We start from the raw sequence: 23,682 nt of genomic DNA, 5'->3' as shown, positions 1-23,682 counted from the left end.
ATGCCTAAACGCACCGACATCAAGACCGTCCTGATCATTGGCGCAGGCCCGATCGTCATCGGCCAGGCCTGCGAGTTCGATTATTCCGGCGCGCAGGCCTGCAAGGCCCTGCGCGAGGAGGGGTACCGGGTTGTCCTGGTCAACTCCAACCCGGCCACGATCATGACCGACCCGGACACCGCCGACGCGGTGTATATCGAGCCGATCGACTGGCAGACCGTCGAGAAGATCATCGCCAAGGAGCGGCCCGACGCGCTGCTGCCGACCATGGGCGGGCAGACCGGGCTGAACTGTGCCCTGGACCTGGCCGACAACGGCGTGCTGGAAAAATACGGCGTGGAGCTGATCGGCGCCTCGCGCGATGCCATCCGCATGGCCGAGGACCGCGAGCTGTTCCGCGATGCAATGCGCGACATCGGGCTGGAGTGCCCCAAGGCGGAAGTGGCCCGCAGCTTTGAGCAGGCGGTGGAGATCCAGGCGACGGTCGGCTATCCGACCATTATCCGGCCCTCGTTCACCCTGGGCGGCAGCGGCGGCGGCATTGCCTACAACCGCGAAGAGTTCGAAGAGATCATCAAGCGCGGCCTGGAGCTGTCGCCCACCGGCGAGGTGCTGGTGGAAGAGTCGGTGCTGGGCTGGAAGGAGTTCGAGATGGAGGTGGTCCGCGACAGCGCGGACAACTGCATCATCGTGTGCTCGATCGAGAACCTGGACCCGATGGGCGTGCACACCGGTGACTCGATCACCGTGGCCCCAGCCCAGACCCTGACCGACAAGGAATACCAGCGCCTGCGCAACGCCTCGATTGCGGTGCTGCGCAAGATCGGCGTGGACACCGGCGGCTCCAACGTGCAGTTCGGCATCAATGCGGACAACGGTCGCGTGGTGGTGATCGAGATGAATCCGCGGGTGTCGCGCTCTTCGGCGCTGGCGTCCAAGGCCACCGGTTTCCCGATCGCCAAGATCGCGGCCAAGCTGGCGGTGGGCTTCACCCTGGACGAGCTGAAAAACGACATTACCGGCGGACGCACGCCGGCCTCGTTCGAGCCGGCGATCGACTACGTGGTCACCAAGATCCCGCGGTTTGCCTTCGAGAAATTCCCGCAGGCCAACTCGCGCCTGACCACCCAGATGAAGTCGGTGGGCGAGGTGATGGCCATTGGCCGCACGTTCCAGGAATCGCTGCAGAAGGCCTTGCGCGGCCTGGAGACCGGCAAGGTGGGGCTGGACCCCACCGATCTGGACCTGGACAGCCCGGATGGGCTGACAGCGCTGCGGCGCGAGGTGAAGGACGCCGGTCCGGAACGGATCTTCTATCTGGCCGACGCCTTCCGCAGCGGCATGAGTGTTGAACAGGTGCACGCGCTGTCGTGGGTGGATCCGTGGTTCCTGGACCAGATCGAGGAGCTGGTGTTCGCCGAGCAGGACGTGGCTTCGGCCGGTCTGGAAGGGCTGGACGGCGACCGCCTGCGCGCGCTCAAGCGCATGGGATTCTCCGATGCGCGTCTGGCCCAGCTGACCGGCAGTGACGAGCAGGCCGTACGTGCGCTGCGCCGCGCGTTTGACGTGCGCCCGGTGTACAAGCGGGTGGATTCGTGCGCCGGCGAGTTCGCCACCAGCACGGCCTACATGTATTCCACCTACGAGGAGGAGTGCGAGGCCAATCCCACCGACCGCGACAAGATCATGGTGCTGGGCGGTGGACCGAACCGGATCGGGCAGGGCATCGAGTTCGATTACTGCTGCGTGCATGCCGCGCTGGCGCTGCGCGAGGACGGGTTCGAGACCATCATGGTCAACTGCAACCCGGAAACCGTCTCCACCGACTACGACACCTCCGACCGGCTGTACTTCGAGCCGCTCACGCTTGAAGACGTGCTGGAGATCGTGGAAGTCGAGAAACCCAAGGGTGTGATCGTGCAGTACGGCGGGCAGACCCCGCTGAAGCTGGCACGTGCGCTTGAAGCGGCCGGCGTGCCGATCATCGGCACTTCGCCCGAGTCGATCGACCTGGCCGAAGACCGCGAGCGCTTCCAGAAGCTTGTGGACGAACAGGGCCTGAAACAACCGCCCAACCGCACCGCGCGCAGCCCGGAAGAGGCGCTGGTGCTGGCCCGCGAGATCGGCTATCCGCTGGTGGTGCGTCCGAGCTATGTACTCGGCGGCCGGGCGATGGAAGTGGTGCACGCCGACGAGGACCTGGAGCGCTACATGCGCGAGGCGGTGAAGGTGTCCAACGACTCACCGGTGCTGCTGGACCGCTTCCTCGACAACGCCGTGGAAGTGGATATCGACCTGATCGCCGACGCCGATGGCCAGGTGCTGATCGGCGGGGTGATGGAGCATATCGAGGAGGCCGGCGTGCACTCGGGCGATTCGTCCTGCTCGCTGCCCGCGTATTCGCTGTCCGATGACACCCAGGCCCGCCTGCGTGAGCAGGTGACCGCGATGGCGCGCGCGCTCAACGTGATCGGTCTGATGAACACCCAGTTTGCGGTGCAGTCCAATGCCGACGGCGAGGACCTGATTTTCCTGCTGGAAGTGAACCCGCGCGCCTCGCGTACGGTGCCGTTCGTGTCCAAGGCCACCGGCCTGCCGCTGGCCAAGATCGCGGCGCGCTGCATGGCCGGCCGCAGCCTGGCCGATCAGGGTATGACCCGCGAAGTGGTGCCGCACTACTACTCGGTGAAGGAGGCGATCTTCCCGTTCGCAAAGTTCCAGGGCGTCGATCCGATCCTCGGGCCGGAGATGCGCTCGACCGGTGAGGTGATGGGTGTGGGCCGCAGCTTCGGTGCCGCGTTTGCGCGGGCGCAGGAAGCCGCCAGCATCCGCACTCCACCTGCGGACGGCAAGGTGTTCCTCTCGGTGCGTGATCCGGACAAGTCGCGCTTGGTGCCGGTCGCCCGTGACCTGGCGGCTCGCGGCTACGCTCTGGTGGCCACTGCTGGCACGGCCAGCTGGCTGACCGAAAACGGCATCGCCTGCGAGCGGGTCAACAAGGTCATGGAAGGTCGTCCGCACATCGTCGACCTGATCAAAAACGGCGAAATCGCCTACATTGTGAACACCACCGAGGGCGCGCAGGCGATCGCCGACTCGTTCTCGATCCGGCGTGAGGCCCTGCAGCAGCGGGTGACCTATTCAACAACCATTGCCGGCGCCCGGGCCCTGTTGCATTCGCTGGAATTCCGCGGAACGGGGCCAGTCCTGGCGCTGCATGAACTGCATGAGGAACTGACACAGGCATGAGAGCACCACTGACCGTCCAGGGCGCACAGCGACTGCGCGCCGAGCTTGAAGAACTCAAGAGCGTCAAGCGTCCGGAGGTGATCAACGCGATCGCCGAGGCGCGAGCGCACGGCGATCTGAAGGAAAACGCCGAGTACCACGCTGCCCGCGAGGAGCAGGGCTTCGTCGAGGGCCGGATCAAGCAGCTGGAGGGCGAGCTGTCGCACGCCCAGATCATTGATGTGTCCACGCTGAAAGCCGGCTCGAAGGTGGTGTTCGGCGCCACCGTGGAGCTGGAAGACGTGGAGTCCGGCAAGGAAATGCGCTACCAGATCGTGGGTGATCTGGAAGCCGATATCAAACAGGGGCTGATCGCGATCTCATCGCCTGTGGCGCGTGCGCTGATCGGAAAGCTCGAGGGCGACGAGGTCAGCATCGACACCCCCGGCGGGACCATCGAGTACGAGATCGTCTCGGTCAGCTACTCCTGACGCCTGATGGCCAAGGTCACTTTCCTGCTGCCCGCCGCTGAGGCCTTTGGCGCACAGCGGCTGGGCCAGGATGGCGCAGCACACCTGGGTCGGGCGGATCGTCTGCCGCCCGTGGAGGCAGGCCGTCGCCCGCAGCTGCTGCGTCATTTCAAACTGTTGCCCCGGCACTGGCCGATCGCCGCGCTGAGCAGGCAGGCCGATGCAGGTGATGCAACAGGTGCGGCATGGCTGCGCGCGGACCCAGCCTGGGTCCGACCCGATATCAACGGTGCCCGGCTGCTGGCCTGTGGGCAGGACCTGCAGCTGTCTGCGGATGACACTGCTGCGCTTATCCAGGCCCTGCGGCCCGTATTCGGCGATGCCGGCTGTCCGATCGATGCACCGCATCCTGCGCGCTGGTACCTGCGACTTCCGGCTGGCACCAGCCTGCCGGAGTCGGTGCCGCCGGCCGAGGCGCTGGGCACCGATCTTGGTGACCACCTGCACGGTGAGGGCACTATTCCCAGACGTTGGCGCGCCCTGCTGAGCGAGGCGCAGATCATCCTGCACAACCATCCGCTCAACGCGGAGCGGGCCGCGCGCGGATTGTCGCCGGTCAACTCGCTGTGGTTCTGGGGCGGCGGTGTGCTGCCCGACCAGGTGGAAACAGGACACTCTGCGGTGCTGACCGCCGAAGAGGAGCTGCACGCACTGTCCCTGGCTGCAGACGCCCGGGTGGCGGAATTGCCACCGGCATTTGATCCGGATTCCCCAGCCGCGCTTGTGGACCTGCGGGCGCTGCGCGACCTGCGCCTGTTTGCCGAGGCCTGGCTGATGCCGGCGCTGGAAGCCATCGCCGGCGGGCGGCTGGCGGGGCTGACGCTGGATCTGGAAGACGGAACCGGTTATCGCTTCGGCCGTCGTCAGCGCATGCGTTTCTGGCGCCGCGCACGGCCATCGCTGGCGCAATGACGCCGCTTCGCAGTATCCGGCGCCGCAGCTATCAGACTGGCGGCAACTGGCCGGATCACATTCCACCGCTGCTGCGCCGGGTGTATGCGGCGCGCGGCATTTCGGATCCTGCGCTGGCTGCACCGCGCCTTGCCAACCTGCCGCCACCGGACGGGATGCTTGATATCCAGGTGGCCACCGGCCTGCTGGCCGATGCCATCGCCCACGACCGCCGCATCCTGGTGGTCGGGGATTTCGATGCCGACGGAGCAACCGCCTGCGCGGTCGCGGTGCGCGGACTGCGCATGCTGGGCGCGCGCAACGTGGTGCATGCGGTTCCCAACCGGCAGGTGCATGGCTACGGCCTTTCGCCGGCGCTGGTGGAGGAGGTGGCAGCACTGCAACCGGACCTGCTGATGACCGTGGACCACGGCATCGCCTGCCATGCGGGCATCGCAGCCGCCCGGCAGCGCGGCTGGCAGGTGGTGGTGACCGATCACCATCTGCCCGGCGAGCAGCTGCCCGATGCTCATGCCATCGTGAACCCGAACCGCAGCGGTGACGCTTTTCCCGCCAAGGCGTTGGCCGGGGTAGGGGTGGTGTTCTATGTGCTGCTGGCGCTGCGCGCACTGCTGCGCGGGCGTGGCGTGTTCGCCGATCAAGCCCCGGATCTCACCGTGTTGTTGGATCTGGTGGCAGTGGGCACCGTGGCCGACCTGGTGCCCTTGGAGCCCACCAACCGGACCCTGGTGGCGGCCGGGCTGCGGCGCCTGCGTGCGGGCCGCGGCAGCGCCGGATTGCAAGCGCTGATCGAGGTGTCCGGTCGTGATTCAAGCACCCTTAGCGCTGCCGATATCGGCTACGCGGTGGCGCCCCGGCTGAATGCCGCCGGCCGCCTGGATGACATGGCTCTGGGAATCGAATGCCTGCTGTGCGATGACCCGGGCCAGGCGCGCGTACTGGCTCGCACGCTGGATCAGATCAACGCCGAGCGTCGCAATGTGCAGGCGACGATGGTGGAGGAGGCGGAGGCTGCAGTGGCCCGCTGTTCCATCGCTGGGGATGGGATTGAATTGCCGGCGGCCTACTGCCTGTTTGATCCGCAGTGGCATCCGGGCGTGGTGGGTCTGGTGGCATCCAAGCTCAAGGAGCGCGTGCACCGGCCGGTCGTCGCGTTCGCCCCGGCGGAGCCGGGAAGCAGCATGCTCCGCGGCTCCGCCCGATCCATTCCTGGCTTTCACCTGCGCGACGCCCTGGCTGCCGTTGATGCCTCCCATCCCGGACTGATCGAGCGCTTTGGTGGGCATGCCATGGCCGCGGGCCTGAGTCTTCCGGCGGAGTGTCTGGAGCGGTTCGAACAGGCGTTCTGCGCGCAGGTCGCCGCGAGCATGGATAAAGCCCTGCTGCAGTCGCTGATCCACAGCGACGGCGAGCTGGAATCCGCGGAATTCGATCGCTATCACGCCGAAGCATTGCGCGATGGCGGCCCATGGGGCCAGGCGTTTCCGGAGCCGCTGTTTGATGGCGAGTTCGATCTTGTGGACTGGCAGCGCGTGGGCGAACGTCACCTGCGTATGCGTCTTGGAATTCCGGGTCGCCGCCAGCCGCTCAAGGCCATCCATTTCGGCGGATGGCGTGACCAGTCCCCGCCCTCGCGCGTGCGCCTGGCGTACCGCCTGGCCACCGACGACTGGCGCGACGCGCGGGATATCCAGTTGGTGGTCGAACATCTCGAACCGGCCTGATCAAACTGGCCTGATCAAACCGGCCTGATCAAACCGGCCTGAATCCCGACCAGCCATACGGCAGATGAAGCGTTTATGATCTGCCCGCGGCCACCGTGGCTGCAGCCGCAAGGGCGACAGGCCGGCGGAAGGATTCGACGAGGACATTCCATGAATTACGGAACACGATTGGCCCTGGGCGTGCTGATCGCCGCCGCCGTGGGCGGAAATCTGTACGCGGCGGAAGCCGAGCCGCTGCAGCACGGAGTCGACATGCGCGGAGAGATCACCACCTCCGCGAGCCTCAACCATTCCGACGGCTCGCGCAGCCGGCTCTATCAGATCGAGATCGGCGAGCGGGAGCTGGTGAGTTTCGACCTGAGCGGTCCGCTGCGGGCCCGGCTCTCGCTGTTTGACGGAGAGGAACTGGTGGCCCGCGCCGGGGATGGAAGCCAGCCGGCTTCACTTGCGCTGCGGGCGCCACGCAGCGCCGGGTACACGCTGGCGGTCAGCGGGGCCGATGCCGAGGCATTCGGTCCTTACACATTGCGTTCGCAGGTGCTGGCCGGGTGGGATGGGCAGCCGCTGCGCGCTGGCAGCGAGATCATGGATTGGGTGGATGGCACTGCCCGGATTCCGCTGCGCGTCGACCGCCAGGCGATGTATACGATCAGCCTGCGCTCGGACCAGTTCGACACCATGCTGGGGATTTCAGGCGAAGGCGTGGATACCCGCGATGACGACGGCGGGGAGGGCACCGACTCGCGCCTGGGCGTGATGCTGGCGCCGGGCACCTATACGCTGACGGTCAGCGGATGGGATGACAGCGGCAAGGGCCTGTATCGGCTGTCAGTGGACAGCCGCCCGATCCCAGCGGGCCTCAACCAGGGTGGCACGATCCGTGTGGGTGGCAATGCGCTGCAGGGGGCCTACCAGGGTTCGCCGCTGAGCTATCAGTTCACCCTGCGCAGCCGCCAGCTGGTGAGCATCGACATGCGCAGCACGGATATCGATCCGCTGCTGGTGCTGCGCGGTGCAGGCGTGGAGGATTACGACGACGACGGCGGCGAAGGCCTCGACGCCAGGCTGGTGCGGGTGCTGGAGCCCGGTGATTACACCATCGAGGCGTCGGCCGCGACTGGCGGTGCCGGGCTGTTCTCGCTGTCACTGGCGGCCGAGGCGGTTCCGGAAGGCACCGGAGGCGGTCCGTTGGCCATCGGACAGACGCTGGACCGGGTGCTGCTGCCGGACGCGAGCGACCGCTATACGGTGACGGTGGAGACGGCCGGTGAATACGTCATCGACATGGGGTCCGATCAGTTCGACAGCTGGCTGGAGTTGTTCGACGCCAGCGGCGATGAAATCGCCAGCGATGACGACGGCGGCGGCGCGCTGAATGCACGCATCCGCATGCACCTGGAGCCGGGCAGTCACGTGATCGAAGCGAGCTCGATCAGTGGCGGTGGCCGTTACCGGATTTCCATCAGCGCGCTCTGATGGGCGGCGGCCGGTACAGCCCCAATCCGCGGGCGACGGCCACGCTGCCCAGCAGCGCCACGGCGAATCCGGCCAGCCCGAAGAAGAACGCCATCAGATGGCGGTCCGGCCAGCCGCCGGCATCGTAGGCGGCGCTGAAAGCCCAGGTCACCCCGTACCCCAGCACGAAGGCAACCGTGACGCGCGCAGCCCGCCGGACGGCGCCGGTCTCGTCCCCCGGCCAGCCGGTACAGGTCAGTACGCCGATGCACAGCAGCGTTCCGGCGACCTCGCCGGCAATCGCCGGGTCGATCCACGGCGTCCACCAGGCCGCCAAACCCATGGCGCATGCGCCCGCGAAAGCCAGCCACCAGGCCGGTCGGGCGCGTGGCCAAGGGTGTTCAAGATGGCGCATCAGGGTTCTGGCCAGCAACACGCCCGCCAGACCCACCACCAGTCCACCGAGGACATCGGCCAGGAAGTGCCGGCCCAGGTACATCCGCGATACGCCCATCATCAATGGCCATAGCAGGGCCAGGACCCAGATCCACGTTTTCCGCGCACGGAAGAAAAATGCGAGCCCCAGCGCGATGGCGAATGCCGCGCTGGTATGTCCGCTGACGAAACCGTACTCGTTGCGCCCGCTGGCCCGTACTGTCTCGATCGCGCCTGGATCCGGCAGGCTCCAGAATGAGTCGGCGGCGCCGTCAGCAACCAGGTGCCGATCGGCGCGTCCCTTGTCGAGCACCCGGGCGTCCACTTCGCTTGGCCGAGGCAGGCCGAAACCCTGTTTGATGCAGTCGGTCGCAAAGGCCACCAGGATCAACGCCAGCAGCACGCCCATCCCGCCCCGCAGCTTGACGCCAAATACCAGCAGCAGGATTGCCGGCATGTAGAACCAGGTATTCCCCATCCAGCTCATGAAGCGCATGAGCGCATCGAAGCCGGGGAAGGTGATCATCTGCAGCCAGAGGTTTGGATCGGCTTCGAACATCGGGCGTCCTTGCGGTCAGGATGGAAACGGGGCGGTACGTCCGGGCGGCGGTTGGTGTGGCCGGAAAGGTAGCCCGAACAGCGGTCGGAGCAGCGTACTCCGGCGGATCAGGCTCTCGTGCAACAGCAGGCAGCCGGCGATGGTGCCCACTGTCACCAGCAGTGGCTCCAGCACAGGTCCCGGCCGCAGCGCCGGCAGCCAGAACGCCAATGCCACGATCAGGCTCTGGTGCAGGATGTACCACGGAAACACGGCTTCCTGCGCGCGTGGCAGCCAGCGGAATGGACGATCGAGCAGGGTGCGGCCCCAGCCAAAAATGGCCAGCAGGGCGGTCCAGGCGTAGGTGGCGCGGGCCATGCGCTCGATCATGGCCCAGTTCACCTGCAGTGCCCACGCGGGCAGGTCACCTGGGGGCAGGTACCGGCCTGCCGCGCGCAGGGACAGTTCCAGGCTGATCGAGGCCAGGGCCAAGGCAAGCATCAGGCCACGCATCGCCACCAGACCTGACCAGAATCGATCCTCACGTGCCACCAGCCAGCCTGCGGCGAAGAAGAACAGGTACTTCGCATGCGCATACCAGTCGCCCATCAGCGCATGGGTTTCAGGCCAGCGGGGCATCAGCCACCACAGGCAGACGAACAGCCAGCCCACCGGCAGCAACATCCAGAACGCGCGATGGCGCGCAAAAAGCCAGTGGCGGATGCGGCGTCCCGCACTTCCATCCAGGGCCGGGGTCAGCGCAAGCAGCAGCATGCTGTAGACCCACACGTAGGCCAGATACCAGAGGTGGTTCCAGGTGATCCCGTGGGCGCTGCCGGCCCAGCCGCCTTCCGGCCAAGGTTGCAGCTGCAGGTAGCGGGTCATGAAGGCTCCGAAGCCGGGCTCGATCGCACCATTCCCCAGCGCCTCACAGTAGGCCTGGATGGGCACGACAGCCAACATCCCGAATGCCAGTGGCAACAGCAGGCGCCAGCTTCGCGACAGGGCCAGGCGTGAATTGCCCCGTGAAGCCATGGCCAGCCCCAGTGCAATCCCGGAAATCATGAACAGCAGCGGCATCCGCCACCGGTTGACGGCAATCATGGGCCACTGCAGCCATTCTGTCTGATGGGCGCTTTTGACGTGGTAGCCCCACTCGGCCACGTACACCATCCCCACGTGGTAGAGGATCAACAGGGCAAAGGCGAACACCCGCAGGGTGTCGATATCGTGGCGGCGGGGCATGGGTTGTTCCGGCTGGAAAGGGGTGAGCATTGCCGTCACGCCAGACGATGACCATCCGGAAGTGGCGAAGCGACGCGGCCAGGGGACGGATCGTGGGGCTGGAGGGATGGGCTGCAGGGGGCACGCCCGTTGCGCCAATACAATTTGCCCATGCACGAATCTTCCAAGTCACCAGCCCATATGACCGCGGCCGACCGGGCCCGGAATTTCTGGAGTCGGCATCTTTCCTGGCGCCGTCCGCTGGAAATCGGGGTCTGGATCCTGGTATTCGCGGCCAGTGCGGCAGCCAACGCCGTCGTGGTCCTCATCGACGCCAACCGCAGTGGCGTGGCACTGGAGCCCTGGAAGGCGATGCTGTGGGAAGGAAGCAGTGCGCTGGCTGCGCTGTTGCTGGTGCCGCCGCTGCTGTGGCTGTGCGGGCGCTGGCCGCTGCATGCGGACACCTGGCTGAAGCGATTGCCCGGCTATGCCTTCGCCAGCGTGGCCTGGTCGCTGCTGCACGTTGCCGGCATGGTCGCGCTGCGTCACGGAGGCTATGCCCTGGCGGGTGACAGCTACAGCTTCGATTGGCGCCTGGGGCTGCCCTACGAATATCTGAAGGACGTACAGACCTTCGCCCTCATCGTATTCCTCGCCCACGGATACAGCTGGCTTTGGCGCAGGATCCAGGGCGAGGCGCGGCTGCTGGACCGGCCCGACCCCGGCATTCGGGAACCACGGGGAGCGTCTGCTGCCTTTCCCGAGCATTTCCTGGTGCGGACCCTGGGTCGGGAGTTCCTGATCGCCGCAAGCGACATCGAGTGGCTCCAGGCCTCGGGCAACTATGTGAACCTGCATGTGGCCGGGCGGGCATATCCGCTGCGTAGCACGCTGGTGGGCATCGAAGAAAAGCTGGATCCGGATTCCTTCGTGCGGATCCACCGCAGCTTCCTGGTCCGCCTGCGCCAGGTGGAATCGATCGAGCCGCTGGATACGGGCGATGCCCGCGTCCACCTGCGTGACGGCACAGTGCTCGCATGCAGCCGCAGCCATCGGGAGGTGGTCCGCGCCAGATTTGCCGCCGCAGCGGGAACCGGGCGGAAATTGCTAGACTAACCGGCTTTATAACTGCCGATATTCAGCATCATGGAACTCAATCCTGTCCGCCAGCGCATCGCCGACCTGCAGCGTCGGCTGGAAGCGCTCAGGGGGTATCTTTGACTACGATGCCAAGCGCGAGCGCCTGGAAGAAGTAGAGCGCGAGCTGGAAAATCCGGACGTCTGGAACGATCCGGAACGGGCCCAGGCGCTGGGCCGTGAGCGATCGATGCTGGACAAGACCGTGAACGGGATCCAGGGCCTGCTGGAAGGCCTGTCCGGCGCATCCGAGCTGCTCGACCTTGCCGATGCCGAAGACGATGAGGAAACCGCGGATGCGGTTGCCGAGGATATCGAGCGCTACGCCCCGGGCGTGGAGGAACTCGAGTTCCAGCGCATGTTCTCCGGAAAGATGGACAGCGCGGCGGCTTTTGTCGATATCCAGGCCGGTGCCGGCGGCACCGAGGCCCAGGACTGGGCCGAGATCCTGCTGCGCATGTACCTGCGCTGGGCCGAGGACCGCGGCTGGAAAACCGAGCTGATGGAAGTCAGCGGCGGAGACGTGGCGGGCATCAAGTCGGCCACTTTCCGCGTGGAAGGCGATTACGCCTACGGCTGGTTCAAGACCGAGACCGGCGTGCACCGGCTGGTGCGTAAATCGCCATTCGATTCCGATGCCCGCCGCCACACCAGTTTCACTTCGGTGTTCGTCTCGCCGGAAGTCGACGATGACATCGACATCCAGATCAACCCGGCTGATATCAAGCTGGATGTCTACCGCTCGTCGGGCGCGGGTGGCCAGCACGTGAACACCACCGAGTCTGCGGTGCGCCTGACCCACGTGCCCACCGGCACCGTGGCCGCCTGCCAGACCGAGCGCAGCCAGCACGCCAACCGCGACCGGGCCATGAAGATGCTTGCCGCCAGGTTGTACGAGCTGGAGCTGCAGAAGCGCAACGAGGAAAGGGATGCGGTGGAAGCCACCAAGTCCGATATCGGCTGGGGCAGCCAGATCCGCAACTACGTGCTCGACCAGTCGCGGATCAAGGATCTGCGCACCGGCATCGAGCGCAGCGACACCCAGAACGTGCTGGACGGCGATCTGGATGAATTCGTCGCCGCCGCGTTGAAGTCCGGCCTGGCCGTGGGTTCCAAACGCACCGACGCCCACTGATCCATTCCCCAGCCGTACGGATCCGCGCGGCTGGGACACTCCGCTTTTTGAGATCCGCTCCATGACTGACAAGACCCCCGAACCCCAGCCCACGCACGAAGACGAGAACCGGCTGATCGCCGAACGTCGGGCCAAACTGGCATCGCTGCGGGGGCAGGGCGGGGCGTTCCCGAACGACTTCCGCCGCAACGACTACACCGGAGACCTGCAGGCCGAATACGCGGACGCCGAAGCATGGAGCGGGGAGGCACTGGAACAGCAGGGCCGCCGCGTGGCGCTGGCCGGGCGGCTGATGGCCAAGCGGGTCATGGGCAAGGCGGCGTTCGCACAGATCCAGGACGTGAGCGGCCGGGTCCAACTGTTCCTGCAATCGGCGACGCTGGGCGAGCGTTATGACGCGTTCAAAGGCTGGGACGTGGGCGATATCGTCGCCGCGGAAGGCACGCTGATGCGCACCCGCACGGGCGAGCTGTCGGTGAAGGTCGATACGCTGCGCCTGCTGACCAAGTCGCTGCGGCCGCTGCCCGACAAGTGGCATGGCCTGGCCGATGTGGAGCAGCGCTACCGCCAGCGCTACGTGGACCTGATCGTCAACCCGGAAGCGCGTGACGTGTTCCTGAAGCGCTCGCGGATCATCGCCGCGATCCGCGCCTGGCTGGATGGGCGCGAGTTCCTGGAAGTGGAAACGCCGATGATGCATTACATCGCCGGCGGCGCCGCGGCGCGTCCGTTCGTGACCCATCACAACGCGCTGGACCTGGACCTGTACCTGCGGGTCGCACCCGAGCTGTATCTCAAGCGGCTGGTCGTGGGCGGCTTCGAACGGGTCTACGAGATCAACCGCAACTTCCGCAACGAGGGCGTATCGACCCGCCACAATCCGGAATTCACCATGCTGGAACTGTACGAGGCCTATGCCACGTACGAGGACATCATGGACCTGACCGAAGCGATGATCCGCGACGTCGCCAACAGCGTCATGGGCACGACAAGCTTTGCCTGGGATGGCCATGACATCGAAGTCGGGCAGGCTTTCCGGCGCTGGAAGCTGGAAGAGGCGGTGCGCGAGCTGAATCCGGCCATCAGTGAGGCGGAGTGCCGCGATCGCGATGCGCTTGCCGCCCATTGCGCGCGGCTGAAGGTGTCGGTGAAGCAGGACTGGGGCTGGGGCAAGCTGCTGCTGGAAATCTTCGAGGCAACCGTGGAAGAGGGTCTGGTGCAACCCACCTTCATCACCCATTACCCGGTGGAGGTCTCTCCGCTGGCACGCGAGTCGGATACCGAGCCCGGCATCACCGACCGCTTTGAGCTGTTCATCGGCGGCAAGGAAATGGCCAACGGCTTTTCCGAGCTCAACGATGCGGAAGAGCAGTCAGCCCGTTTCCGCGCCCAGGTCGAGGCGCGTGAAGGCGGCGACGTCGAAGCCATGCACTATGACGCCGACTACATCCGCGCACTGGAAGTCGGGCTGCCGCCCACCGGCGGCCTTGGGGTGGGGATCGACCGGCTGGTGATGCTGCTGACCGGCTCTTCGTCGATCCGGGATGTACTGCTATTCCCGTACATGCGACCCGAGGCAAGCGGGGCCGTTCGGGACTGACTGCTGGCGGGCTGTCCTGCCGCCAGGCGTCCGGGCTTGCTTGTTCCCCCAAGATGCGGCGACCATCCAGCGTCAATGGGGTAAGCCGGCCCCGTCCAACGGGATTGCCGATTTGAATATCGTCATCGTCGACGACCAGACTTCCGCGCGGACCATGCTGCGCCACATCATCGAAGACATCGGTCCCGAGCTGGAAGTGCTCGACTTCGGTGACCCCGAGGTCGCGCTGCAGTGGTGCCAGGAAAACCGTCCTGACCTGCTGCTGCTCGATTACCGCATGCCCGGCATCGACGGGCTGGAATTCGCGCGACGCTTCCGCCGTCCGCTGCTGCATCGCGATGTCCCCATCGTGCTGGTCACGGTGGTGGGTGACGAACCCGTACGCCAGGCAGCACTGGATGCCGGGGTGATCGATTTCCTGGTCAAGCCGGTGCGCCCGCGCGAGCTGCGCGCCCGCTGTCGCAACCTGCTGCAGCTGCGCCAGCATTCCGAATCGGTCAAGCAACGCGCCCTGTCCCTTGAGCAGCGCCTGCTGTCGAGCATGCGCGAAGTGGAAGAGCGCGAGCGCGAAACCATGACCCGGCTGGCGCGGGCGATCGCCTATCGCGATGCCGGAACCAGCGCCAACCTGGAGCGTGTCGCCCGGGTGGCCGGGCTGATCGCCGAGGCGCTCGGCATGTTCGAGGAAGAGGTGCGGATGATTGAGCTCGCCGCGCCTTTGCACGATATCGGCAAGATCGCGATTCCCGACGCGCTGCTGATGAAGCCCGGCCCGCTGGACGACGCGGAGACCGCACTGATGCGCAAGCATCCGCAGATCGGCTACGAACTTTTGAGCGGCAGCCAGAACCGCTTCATCCAGCTCAGCGCCACCATCGCCCTGTATCACCAGGAACGGTACGACGGCAGCGGATATCCGGAAGGACTGTGTGGCGACGCCATCCCGCTTGAAGCACGCATCGTCGCGGTAGCGGATGTGTTTGACGCGCTGATCTCCAAGCGGCCGTACAAGCGGGCCTGGAGCCTGGAGGAGGCGCTGGATTACATCGCGGAAAACAGCGGCACCATGTTTGATCCGAAGTGCGTCGACGCGCTCATGGGCATGCGGGACAGAATTCCGGAGCTATGTGTTTCTTCCAGTAACGGCACGGTGCCGGAACGGACGCCGGTGCTGTCGTGATGACGGGCTTGCAGGGGTGGGTGAAAAGCCGCCTGCACAATCGCCCGGATAGTGAACATCTCCAGGTACTTGTGCGGATCGCGATCACTTCGCTGTTCTGCCTGTACCTGGGGTGGCAGGTCAGCCGGGGGGGCAGCAGCATCGCGGTCTACCTGACGTGGTTGATCCTTCTGGCTGAGCTTGGCGTGGCGTTCATCCTGATGGCGATGATTTTTGCGCGCCCAGGAATTTCCCACCTGCGGCGCGCGGTGGGCATGGTTGCCGACTACGGTGCCATGGGTGGAGTGATGTACCTGCTCGGTGAGCCGGCTGCACCCCTGTATGCCGTGTACCTGTGGGTCACCATCGGCAATGGCCTGCGGTACGGGCCGCGCCATCTCTATGCGGCTACTGCGCTGGCAGCAGCATCTTTTGCCGCAGTCATCCTCGTGACTCCTTACTGGTTGGAGAATCCGTTTCTATCGTGGGGCCTGCTGATCGGTGTAGTGGCGGTTCCACTTTATTTTGCTTCCCTGTTGCGGGCATTGACCGCAGCGATCGAGGAAGCAAAAAGGGCCAACGAGGCGAAAAGCCGATTTCTTGCCAACATCAGCCATGAGTTCCGTACTCCGCTCAACGGCCTGGGTGGCATGTCGGAACTGCTCGCTACCACGCGCCTGGATTCCGAGCAGCGCGATTATCTCAATACGATCCAGGCATCGACCCGATCGCTGCTTGCGCTGGTCGAGGATGTCCTGGACATCTCGGCGATTGAAGCGGGCAAGCTCAAGTCGGCGTACGAGGACTTCCACCTGGGCGAGCTGATCGAAAATATCGGTTACATCCTCGAACCAGCCGCACGCGCCAAGCGCCTCGCCTACCAGGTCAACATCGCAGATACCGTTCCCCGGCGTCTGCAGGGTGATGCGTCCCAGCTGCGACAGATCCTTCTGAACCTGGTCAACAACGCCATCAAGTTCACCGATGCTGGATATGTCCGTATCGACATTGCCACGGTGGAGAATTCCGGCCGGGACAATATGCGGCTGAGCTTCGCCGTGTCCGACTCGGGTGCGGGCATTCCGGCGTCAGCGCGCGCCAAGATCTTCGAGGCCTTCGAGCAGGGGGATATGAGCCGGGCCCGACGTCATCAAGGCACTGGACTGGGAACCACTATCGCCAAGGGCCTGGCAGAAGCGATGGGCGGCACCATCGGGTTCGAGAGCAGGGAGAGCGTCGGCAGCAGATTCTGGGTGGAGCTGCCATTCGGGGTGTCGGTCCAGACGGAGCTGGAGGGGGGCGGTGTTCTCCGTGATCCGATGGAAAGCGAGAATGTGATCTCCTTTTCCGATCCCTTCGTGCGGCACAGGGTGCGGGTGTCACCCATGCGGGTTCTCATTGCCGATGACCACGCAGCAAATCGGATGGTATTGCAAAGCCTGCTGCAGAAGGCTGGACACGCCGTGGTCTCGGTGCATGACGGTGAGATGGCGTTGGAGGCGCTGGAAGCCGACACCTACGACGCGGCGATTGTCGATCTCCATATGCCGAACCTGACCGGGTTGGACATGCTGCGGCAGTTGAGGGTGATGGAGTCCGGAGCCAAGCAGCGCACTCCGGTGGTGATTTTCAGCGCAGATGTGACGCCCGACGCCATCCAGGCATGTGAGCAGGCGGGAGCCTACAGTTTCATCGCCAAACCGGTGAGCGCCTCCAGGTTGCTGGACACGCTTACAGCGATCTCCAGGGGCGAACCAGGCAAAACCTCAGTCTCCGATACCCGCTCGAACATCGCGGTCAACGACGAGGTGCTCGACCCCCAGGTGCTGGAGGAACTCAGTGCGTTGGGAATGGGCAAGGCGTTCGAAGCCAAATTTGTTGCGCAGTGCCTGGAGGACGCGAGCAGGTCACTCGAACTGTTTGGCAAGCATGCTGCTGCGGGCACCTGGGAACAGATGCGCGATCAGGCCCATGCGCTGAAAGGCGTGGCTGGAAACCTGGGCCTGGTCAAGCTCGTGGTTGCCAGTGGGGAGGTCATGCGACTGGCAGACTGGCAGATGAGCAAGGAATGGGAACAGCGGCTGCAATCATTGCAACAAAGCCTGGAGGAGGGGAGATCGGCCTTGGCTTTTCGCGGACATTTGCAGGCCGAAAGACAGGGAAGCGAAGGTGACAGCTGAGTGGTACGTATCCCTGGATCCACATCGCCAGCGACGACCCGGTTGATCCGGGCCGTCCGGAATGCAATCAGGCAGTGACGGCGCGTACGTTGTCCTGTCGACGATATTGCGCGCGAACCAGCCGTTCCATCGTACGCAGTGACTTGTCACCGAGCTGGAGTGCGGTGTCCACCCACACCTCGGTGATCCCCATCAGCTCTTCAATCGTGATTGGCTGCGACATCGCACGGACCCGATGCATGGCGGCCCGGGCGTGCGGGATGCGGCGGTTTGCCCGGATCACCTGTTCAACAGCCCTGACGCCTTCCCCCTGCGGAACCAGCACGTCCACAAGCCCCATCCGGTAAAGCTCATCGCTTCGGAAGACATTGCCTTCCAGCATGATTTTTTCGGCCAGATGGGGAGAAATACGCTTGCACAGGAAAGAATAAGCCCCCATGCCTGGAAACAGATCGAACAGGACCTCGGGTAGTCCCATCGTCACCCCTTCCTCGGCGACGATGGTGTGACAGCTCAACGCAGCCTCGAATCCGCCGCCCAATGCGTCACCCTGTACCAGCGCGATGCTGTGTACCCCCGCGTCAAGCCCGGCATGAAAGGAATGAACGCCACGCACGCATTGCCGTGCATACGAAAGCAGGGTGCTGCGGTCGCCATTGCGGATCGCTTCGCAGAACAGCTCCAGGTCTCCACCGAGATTGAACGCGTCGGCGTCTGAAGCCAGTACCACGTGAGCCAGCCCGTCATCGGTGGCGCGATCCTTGCGCAGCTTGTTGGCAAGTGCCTGCTGGTAGGACAGGATCTCGTCGACCAGTAGAGGCTTGAAGCAGGCGCGACCAGGATTGTCTGTCAGGTCTGCGTGCATGTGGCACCAGTACACGCCACGTTCGTCGTCTTCGTGCGTGCGCAGAGTGTTGTAACGCGGTGCTACATGCAGCGTCTCGACATTGTTCATTGATTTCCCCTGAGGATGATGAGGTGGTGGGGGCCGGCCAGTTGGGCGGCTGGCCAGCGTTCTCTATGCCCGCAAAACATTTGAACTGCAAGCAGCCCACAAGGTTCGACGGTCAATCCCACCACCCACTCAGGGGAGCATCGTCACTCCGCAGATTCGTCGCGCAGTTCCCGCCGCAGGATCTTGCCGACGTTGGTCTTGGGCAGCTCCTTGCGGAACTCGATGATGCGCGGCTGCTTGTAGCCGGTCAGGTTCTCGCGGGCGTGGGCCTTGATCTGATCGGCGGTCAGGCTCTCATCCTTCTTGACCACCACCAGCTTGACCACCTCACCGGATTTTTCATCCGGAACACCCACTGCGGCCACTTCAAGCACGCCTGGCATCATCGCCACCACGTCCTCGACTTCGTTGGGATACACGTTGAAACCGGAGACGAGGATCATGTCCTTCTTGCGATCGACAATATAGAAGAAGCCCTGCTCATCCATTCGCGCCATGTCGCCGGTGTGCAGCCACTCGTCCGCATCGATGGCCGTCGCGGTGTCCTCCGGTCGCTGCCAGTAGCCCTTCATCACCTGCGGGCCGCGGATGCACAGCTCGCCCACTTCACCCGTCGGCAGCATGTTGCCTTCGTCATCCTTGATGCAGGCGTCGGTGGAAGGAATGGGCAGGCCGATGGCGCCGTTGTATTCGGCCAGGTTCATCGGGTTGATGCAGGCGGCCGGTGAAGTCTCGGTCAGGCCGTAGGCTTCCACCAGGGTGACCCCGGTCGCCTTCTTCCAGCGCTCGGCCACCGAACGCTGCACCGCCATGCCCCCGCCGAGGGTGAGCTTGAGCGAGGAGAAATCCACCTCTTCAAAGCCCGGTGTATTAAGCAGCCCGTTGAACAGAGTGTTGACGCCGGTGATGGCGGTGAAGCGTACTTTTTTCAGCTCCTTGACGAAGCCGGGCATGTCGCGCGGATTGGTGATCAGCCAGTTGTGTCCACCAAGCTTCATGAACACCAGGCCGTTCGCCGTCAATGCAAAGATGTGATACAGCGGCAGGGCGGTGATGATCGTCTCGCGGCCGGGTTCCAGGCCGTCCGCGATCCACGCCGCCGCCTGTTCCATGTTGGCCACCATGTTGCGGTGGGTGAGCATGGCGCCCTTGGCCACCCCGGTGGTGCCGCCGGTGTACTGCAGGAAGGCGATGTCCTGCGGTGAGATCGAAACTTCCGGCAGCGTGTGTTTTCGACCGGCGGCCAGGGTGTCGCGGAAGCGCACTGCGCCGGGAAGGCTGTATTCGGGCACCATCTTTTTTACATGGCGCAGGACGAAGTTGACGATCGCGCCCTTGGGGAAGCCGAGCATGTCGCCCAGGCCCGTGGTGATCAGGTGCGGGACATCAACATCTTTCAGCGCCTTCTGCGCCGTATGGCCGAAGTTGTCGAGCACCACCAGCACGCTGACGCCGGCGTCTTGCAGCTGATGGCGCAGCTCGCGCGCGGTGTACATCGGGTTGACGTTGACCACGGCCAGACCCGCACGCAGCACGCCGAAGGTGGCGATGGGGTACTGCAGGCAGTTGGGCATCATGATGGCCACCCGGTCGCCCTTCCTGAGCTTCAGCTCGCCCAGCAGATAGGCCGCGAACTGCTTGCTCAGCGCATCGACCTCGGCATAGTTCAGGGTCACGCCCATGTTGGAGAAGGCCGGACGGTCGCGATATTTTTCAAGCGCGTCCTGCAGCACTTCCGGAACTGAAGCGAACGCGTCGGCGTTGATCTGCGCCGGCGTGCCTTGGGGATAGCTCGCCAACCAAGGTCGTTCGATGGTCATGTACTCCACTCCCTAGAATATGTTGCGCGTGTGCAATGTTGGCCGCGTGCGCTGTCACTGGATTGGAGCATAGCGCTGCGGAAGCTGGCAAGGCGGCTGGTCACGGCACGTCGACGCGCTACGCTGGGCACCTTGATAAGGAGTACAGGCACGATGCGAGGGGTGGATGGAACGCGGAGGACGACGCGGGGAGCGGCTTGGAGATGGCTGTTTGCCGGTGCTGTGTGCGCCCTGGCGTTGGCGTCAGGTTGTGCACGCACGGAGCCCGAGGAGGCGTTGCGCCAGGCCGTGGCGGAGGTGCAGCAGAGCATCGAAAGCCGCGATGCCGGCACGCTGCGGCGTCACCTGGCCGAAGACTTCATCGGCCCGGGCGGAATGGACCGGGATCAGGCGCGACGCACGGCTACGCTGTACATGATGCAGCACCAGTCAGTCGGGCTGACCATGGGGCCGCTGGAGATCCAGCTTCAGGAGCCGCACGCCACCGTGCGCTTCAGCGCGGCGCTGACCGGTGGGTCCGGTCGACTGCTTCCGGATCGGGCCAACATCTATCAGGTGGAGACCGGTTGGCGGATGGAGGGAAGGGACTGGAAGATCACCAGCGCCAAGTGGACGCGCGCCCTTTGATTCCACCGTCATCGTAGGAGCGCGCCATGCGCGCGAAGCCGCGTGAATTACGGCGCTGCCACGTGGCGTCGGACTCAGCGCACTGACCGACGCCCCACCGCGGGGCCAACCGTCACGCGGCTTCGCGCGCATGGCGCGCTCCTACAGTTTGAGTGCCCCGCGTGTTGCGGGGCACCGGGGCCGGTATCAGGCTGCCTTGCGTGACGCCAGGTCGCGCAGCACGTAGTGCAACAGACCGCCATGGCGGAAGTACTCGACTTCCTTCGGCGTCAGCAGCAGCACGTGCGCTTCAAAGCGCTTCTCGCTGCCATCTTCGCTGCGGGCGAGCACGGTGGCGGTACGGGCATTGCCATCGTCCAGGCCGGTGATATCGAAGGTCTCGGTGCCGTCCAGACCAAGGGTGCCGGCGTTTTCGCCTTCCTTGAACTGCAGCGGCAGCACGCCCATGCCCACCAGGTTGGAGCGGTGGATGCGCTCGAAGCTGGCCGCAATGACCGCCTTGACGCCCATCAGGTTGGTGCCCTTGGCGGCCCAGTCGCGCGAGGAGCCGGTTCCGTACTCTTCGCCTGCAATCACCACCAGCGGCACGCCTTCGGCCTTGTACTTCATGGCCGCGTCGTAGATCGACATCTTTTCCGGCTGGCCCTGATCGCTTCCGGGGGCGCCGAAGTACAGGGTGTTGCCACCTTCCTCACCGCCGAAGAACTGGTTCTTGATGCGGATGTTGGCGAAGGTGCCGCGCACCATCACATCATCGTTGCCGCGGCGTGATCCGTAGCTGTTGAAGTCCTGCGGCAGCACGCCCCTGGACTGCAGGAACCGGCCCGCAGGCGAGTCGGCCTTGATCGCACCGGCCGGCGAAATGTGGTCGGTGGTGATCGAGTCGCCGAACAGGCCCAGCACGCGTGCGCCGCGTACATCCTCGATGCTGCCGACTTCCATGGTCATGCCGTCGAAGTAGGGCGGGTTCTTGATGTAGGTGGACTCATCGCTCCATGGGTAGAGCTCGCTGTCGGGCGAATCCATGGAGTTCCAGCGATCATCGCCGGTGAACACATCCGCGTAGTTCTTCTTGAACAGCTCCGGCCCGACGGTGGCGGCAATCATGTCGCCGATTTCCTTGTTGCTCGGCCAGATATCTCGCAGGTACACATCGTTGCCGTCGCTGTCCTTGCCCAGCGGCTCGGTGGTCAGATCGATGTCCACGGTGCCGGCGATCGAGTAGGCGACCACCAGCGGCGGCGAGGCCAGATAGTTCATCTTCACTTCGGGGTGGATCCGGCCCTCGAAGTTGCGGTTGCCCGACAGCACCGAAGCCACCGCCAGGTCGTTCTCCGCGATGCCCTTGGACACCGCTTCCAGCAGCGGGCCAGAGTTGCCGATACAGGTGGTGCAGCCGTAGCCGACAAGATAGAAGCCCATCTTCTCCAGATCATCCATCAGCCCGGCTTTTTTCAGGTAGTCGGTGACCACCAGGGAGCCCGGCGCAAGCGAGGTCTTCACCCACGGTGCGGGCTTGAGTCCCTTGGCGGCCGCGTTGCGGGCCACCAGGCCGGCGCCAAGCATCACCGCCGGGTTGGAGGTGTTGGTGCACGAGGTGATTGCAGCGATTACCACCGAACCGTCCTGGATCTGGTGCTCACAGTCGTCCATGCAGATGGTGGAGACCGGTTTGACGGCCAGGCGATCGGCCTGCGGCTGGTCGCCACCGTCCTTCTCGAAGCGGCCAACCTGGCGGTCGCGTTCGGCCTCACGGCGCGCAACCAACGGACCCACGTTGTCGTGGAAGTTCTGCTGCATGTCGCCGAGCAGCACGCGGTCCTGCGGGCGGCGCGGGCCGGCCAGCGACGGCTGCACCGTCCCCATGTCCAGCTCAAGCACGGACGAGTACTGCGGTTCCGGCGCGCCGGGCTCGTGCCACATGCCCTGGGCCTTTGCGTAGGCCTCGACCAGGGCGATCTGCTCTTCGCTGCGCCCGGACAGGCGCAGGTAGCGGATAGCCTCCTTGTCGATGGGGAAGATCCCGCAGGTCGCGCCGTATTCGGGCGACATGTTGCCGATGGTGGCGCGGTCGGCCAGCGGCAGGTGCTGCAGGCCATCGCCGAAGAATTCAACGAACTTGCCCACCACGCCGTGCTTGCGCAGCATTTCGGTCACGGTGAGCACCAGGTCGGTGGCAGTGGTGCCCTCGGGCAGCTTGCCGGTGAGCTTGAAGCCGACCACCTGTGGGATCAGCATCGAAGACGGCTGGCCGAGCATGGCGGCCTCGGCCTCGATCCCGCCCACGCCCCAACCCAACACGCCGATGCCGTTGATCATGGTGGTGTGCGAGTCGGTACCGAACACGGTGTCAGGCAGCGCCCACAGCGCGCCATCGATCTCACGTTCGAACACCACCCGCGCCAGATGCTCCAGGTTCACCTGGTGCACGATGCCGGTGTTGGGCGGCACCACCTTGAAGTCCAGGAACGCGTTCTGGCCCCAGCGCAGGAAGCCATAGCGTTCCTTGTTGCGCTCGAACTCGATGCGGCCGTTGATATCCAGCGCCTCGGTGCGGCCGAACGCGTCGACCTGTACCGAGTGGTCGATCACCAGCTCGGAGGGAATCTGCGGATTGATCTGTTCGGGCTGGCCGCCCAGCTTTACCACCGCATCGCGCATTGCCGCCAGGTCCACCACGCAGGGCACGCCGGTGAAGTCCTGCAGCACCACGCGCGCGGGCATAAAGGCGATTTCGGTGTCCGGCTCGGCCTTGGGGTCCCAGCTGGCCACGGCTTCAATGTGCTTGGCCTGCACGCTCACGCCGTCCTCGTGGCGCAGCAGGTTCTCCAGCAGGATCTTCATGGAGAAGGGCAGGCGGGCGATGTCGAACCGTTCGCCGAGCTTGGGCAGGCTGGCATAGGTATAGGTCTTGCCGTTGACCTCGAAGGTACTGCGGGCGGCAAATGAATCGGTCATTGGAACCTCCTGTAGCTGGCGCGGTGGCGCGGCGATCTAAACGTGCAGTGTACGGATGTCCGGTT

The 23,682-nt window shown here is 64.8% G+C and carries 16 protein-coding genes; 11 read left to right on the top strand and 5 right to left on the bottom strand.

All coding sequences use genetic code 11. From position 1 onward, the window contains the following. The 5 genes from carB to WCE59_RS02150 all read left to right on the top strand — a co-directional run bounded on the left by carB (position 1) and on the right by WCE59_RS02150 (position 7,870). Positions 1-3,249, top strand: a complete 3,249-nt coding sequence (gene carB / locus WCE59_RS02170) for a carbamoyl-phosphate synthase large subunit (protein WP_343257048.1) — start codon at positions 1-3, stop codon at positions 3,247-3,249. Next, positions 3,246-3,719: a transcription elongation factor GreA gene (gene greA, locus WCE59_RS02165; protein WP_343257047.1), complete on the top strand. Its 474-nt coding sequence runs from the start codon at positions 3,246-3,248 to the stop codon at positions 3,717-3,719. Before carB ends, greA begins: the two co-directional genes overlap by 4 nt. Before the next feature lie 6 nt (positions 3,720-3,725). Continuing rightward, on the top strand, positions 3,726-4,670 hold the full coding sequence (locus tag WCE59_RS02160) for a phosphoglycerate mutase (RefSeq protein WP_343257046.1): 945 nt from the start codon (positions 3,726-3,728) through the stop codon (positions 4,668-4,670). Further along, positions 4,667-6,394 carry a single-stranded-DNA-specific exonuclease RecJ gene (recJ, locus tag WCE59_RS02155; protein ID WP_343257045.1) on the top strand — a complete coding sequence of 576 codons (1,728 nt, stop codon included), beginning with the start codon at positions 4,667-4,669 and terminating at the stop codon, positions 6,392-6,394. The genes WCE59_RS02160 and recJ overlap by 4 nt, the downstream gene beginning before the upstream one ends. A gap of 150 nt (positions 6,395-6,544) precedes the next feature. Further along, positions 6,545-7,870, top strand: coding sequence for a hypothetical protein (locus WCE59_RS02150; protein WP_343257044.1), 1,326 nt, complete (start codon positions 6,545-6,547; stop codon positions 7,868-7,870). Here WCE59_RS02150 and WCE59_RS02145 read toward each other — a convergent pair. Together WCE59_RS02145 and WCE59_RS02140 are read right to left on the bottom strand one after the other, a co-directional pair. Then, positions 7,857-8,843 (bottom strand): phosphatase PAP2 family protein, encoded by a 987-nt coding sequence (locus WCE59_RS02145; RefSeq protein WP_343257043.1) that lies wholly within the window; start codon positions 8,841-8,843, stop codon positions 7,857-7,859. The genes WCE59_RS02150 and WCE59_RS02145 overlap by 14 nt on opposite strands. Before the next feature lie 15 nt (positions 8,844-8,858). Beyond that, on the bottom strand, positions 8,859-10,067 hold the full coding sequence (locus tag WCE59_RS02140; protein ID WP_343257042.1) for an acyltransferase: 1,209 nt from the start codon (positions 10,065-10,067) through the stop codon (positions 8,859-8,861). Positions 10,068-10,217: 150 nt separating this feature from the next. Here WCE59_RS02140 and WCE59_RS02135 point away from each other — a divergent pair, with 150 nt between their 5' ends. From WCE59_RS02135 to WCE59_RS02115, 5 genes are all read left to right on the top strand, one after another. Next, positions 10,218-11,162 carry a LytTR family DNA-binding domain-containing protein gene (locus WCE59_RS02135; RefSeq protein WP_343257041.1) on the top strand — a complete coding sequence of 315 codons (945 nt, stop codon included), beginning with the start codon at positions 10,218-10,220 and terminating at the stop codon, positions 11,160-11,162. A 30-nt stretch (positions 11,163-11,192) separates the two neighbouring features. Beyond that, a protein-coding gene (gene prfB, locus WCE59_RS02130; RefSeq protein ID WP_343257040.1) for a peptide chain release factor 2 occupies positions 11,193-12,318 on the top strand; the annotation gives its coding sequence in 2 pieces (ribosomal slippage) (positions 11,193-11,264 and positions 11,266-12,318; 1,125 coding nt in all). A 61-nt stretch (positions 12,319-12,379) separates the two neighbouring features. Continuing rightward, positions 12,380-13,918, top strand: coding sequence for a lysine--tRNA ligase (gene lysS, locus WCE59_RS02125; RefSeq protein WP_343257039.1), 1,539 nt, complete (start codon positions 12,380-12,382; stop codon positions 13,916-13,918). 112 nt (positions 13,919-14,030) lie between these two features. Further along, a complete protein-coding gene (locus WCE59_RS02120) occupies positions 14,031-15,098 on the top strand; it encodes an HD domain-containing phosphohydrolase (RefSeq protein ID WP_449284078.1) in 1,068 nt (355 codons plus the stop codon). Beyond that, positions 15,098-17,257, top strand: coding sequence for an ATP-binding protein (locus WCE59_RS02115; RefSeq protein WP_343257038.1), 2,160 nt, complete (start codon positions 15,098-15,100; stop codon positions 17,255-17,257). Before WCE59_RS02120 ends, WCE59_RS02115 begins: the two co-directional genes overlap by 1 nt. A gap of 67 nt (positions 17,258-17,324) precedes the next feature. On the opposite strand, the gene WCE59_RS02110 is transcribed toward WCE59_RS02115, so the two are convergent. Together WCE59_RS02110 and WCE59_RS02105 are read right to left on the bottom strand one after the other, a co-directional pair. Then, positions 17,325-18,212, bottom strand: coding sequence for a crotonase/enoyl-CoA hydratase family protein (locus WCE59_RS02110; protein ID WP_343257037.1), 888 nt, complete (start codon positions 18,210-18,212; stop codon positions 17,325-17,327). Positions 18,213-18,355: 143 nt separating this feature from the next. Next, a complete protein-coding gene (locus WCE59_RS02105; RefSeq protein ID WP_343257036.1) occupies positions 18,356-20,032 on the bottom strand; it encodes a long-chain fatty acid--CoA ligase in 1,677 nt (558 codons plus the stop codon). A gap of 276 nt (positions 20,033-20,308) precedes the next feature. Between WCE59_RS02105 and WCE59_RS02100 the strand changes: the two genes are divergently transcribed. Then, entirely contained in the window at positions 20,309-20,659 is a 351-nt protein-coding gene (locus WCE59_RS02100) for a hypothetical protein (RefSeq protein WP_343257035.1), read from the top strand. A gap of 186 nt (positions 20,660-20,845) precedes the next feature. Here WCE59_RS02100 and acnA read toward each other — a convergent pair whose 3' ends face one another. After that, positions 20,846-23,617, bottom strand: coding sequence for an aconitate hydratase AcnA (gene acnA, locus WCE59_RS02095; RefSeq protein WP_343257034.1), 2,772 nt, complete (start codon positions 23,615-23,617; stop codon positions 20,846-20,848). Positions 23,618-23,682: the final 65 nt, after the last annotated feature.

The sequence above is a fragment of the Luteimonas qiangzhengi genome (genome assembly GCF_039548515.1).
In the GTDB taxonomy this organism is placed as follows: Bacteria; Pseudomonadota; Gammaproteobacteria; order Xanthomonadales; family Xanthomonadaceae; genus Luteimonas.
The sequence above is the reverse complement of the archived record's forward strand: the minus strand, read 5'-3'. Positions and strand labels throughout refer to the sequence as shown.

What these genes read in the sequence shown, in the direction of transcription:
- WCE59_RS02140 (WP_343257042.1), bottom strand. Translation starts at nt 10,067, where the DNA reads ATGCCCCGCCGCCACGATATCGACACCCTGCGGGTGTTCGCCTTTGCC.
- recJ (WP_343257045.1), top strand. Translation starts at nt 4,667, where the DNA reads ATGACGCCGCTTCGCAGTATCCGGCGCCGCAGCTATCAGACTGGCGGC.
- WCE59_RS02150 (WP_343257044.1), top strand. Translation starts at nt 6,545, where the DNA reads ATGAATTACGGAACACGATTGGCCCTGGGCGTGCTGATCGCCGCCGCC.
- WCE59_RS02105 (WP_343257036.1), bottom strand. Translation starts at nt 20,032, where the DNA reads ATGACCATCGAACGACCTTGGTTGGCGAGCTATCCCCAAGGCACGCCG.
- WCE59_RS02160 (WP_343257046.1), top strand. Translation starts at nt 3,726, where the DNA reads ATGGCCAAGGTCACTTTCCTGCTGCCCGCCGCTGAGGCCTTTGGCGCA.
- greA (WP_343257047.1), top strand. Translation starts at nt 3,246, where the DNA reads ATGAGAGCACCACTGACCGTCCAGGGCGCACAGCGACTGCGCGCCGAG.
- carB (WP_343257048.1), top strand. Translation starts at nt 1, where the DNA reads ATGCCTAAACGCACCGACATCAAGACCGTCCTGATCATTGGCGCAGGC.
- WCE59_RS02135 (WP_343257041.1), top strand. Translation starts at nt 10,218, where the DNA reads ATGCACGAATCTTCCAAGTCACCAGCCCATATGACCGCGGCCGACCGG.
- WCE59_RS02110 (WP_343257037.1), bottom strand. Translation starts at nt 18,212, where the DNA reads ATGAACAATGTCGAGACGCTGCATGTAGCACCGCGTTACAACACTCTG.
- WCE59_RS02145 (WP_343257043.1), bottom strand. Translation starts at nt 8,843, where the DNA reads ATGTTCGAAGCCGATCCAAACCTCTGGCTGCAGATGATCACCTTCCCC.
- lysS (WP_343257039.1), top strand. Translation starts at nt 12,380, where the DNA reads ATGACTGACAAGACCCCCGAACCCCAGCCCACGCACGAAGACGAGAAC.
- WCE59_RS02115 (WP_343257038.1), top strand. Translation starts at nt 15,098, where the DNA reads ATGACGGGCTTGCAGGGGTGGGTGAAAAGCCGCCTGCACAATCGCCCG.
- acnA (WP_343257034.1), bottom strand. Translation starts at nt 23,617, where the DNA reads ATGACCGATTCATTTGCCGCCCGCAGTACCTTCGAGGTCAACGGCAAG.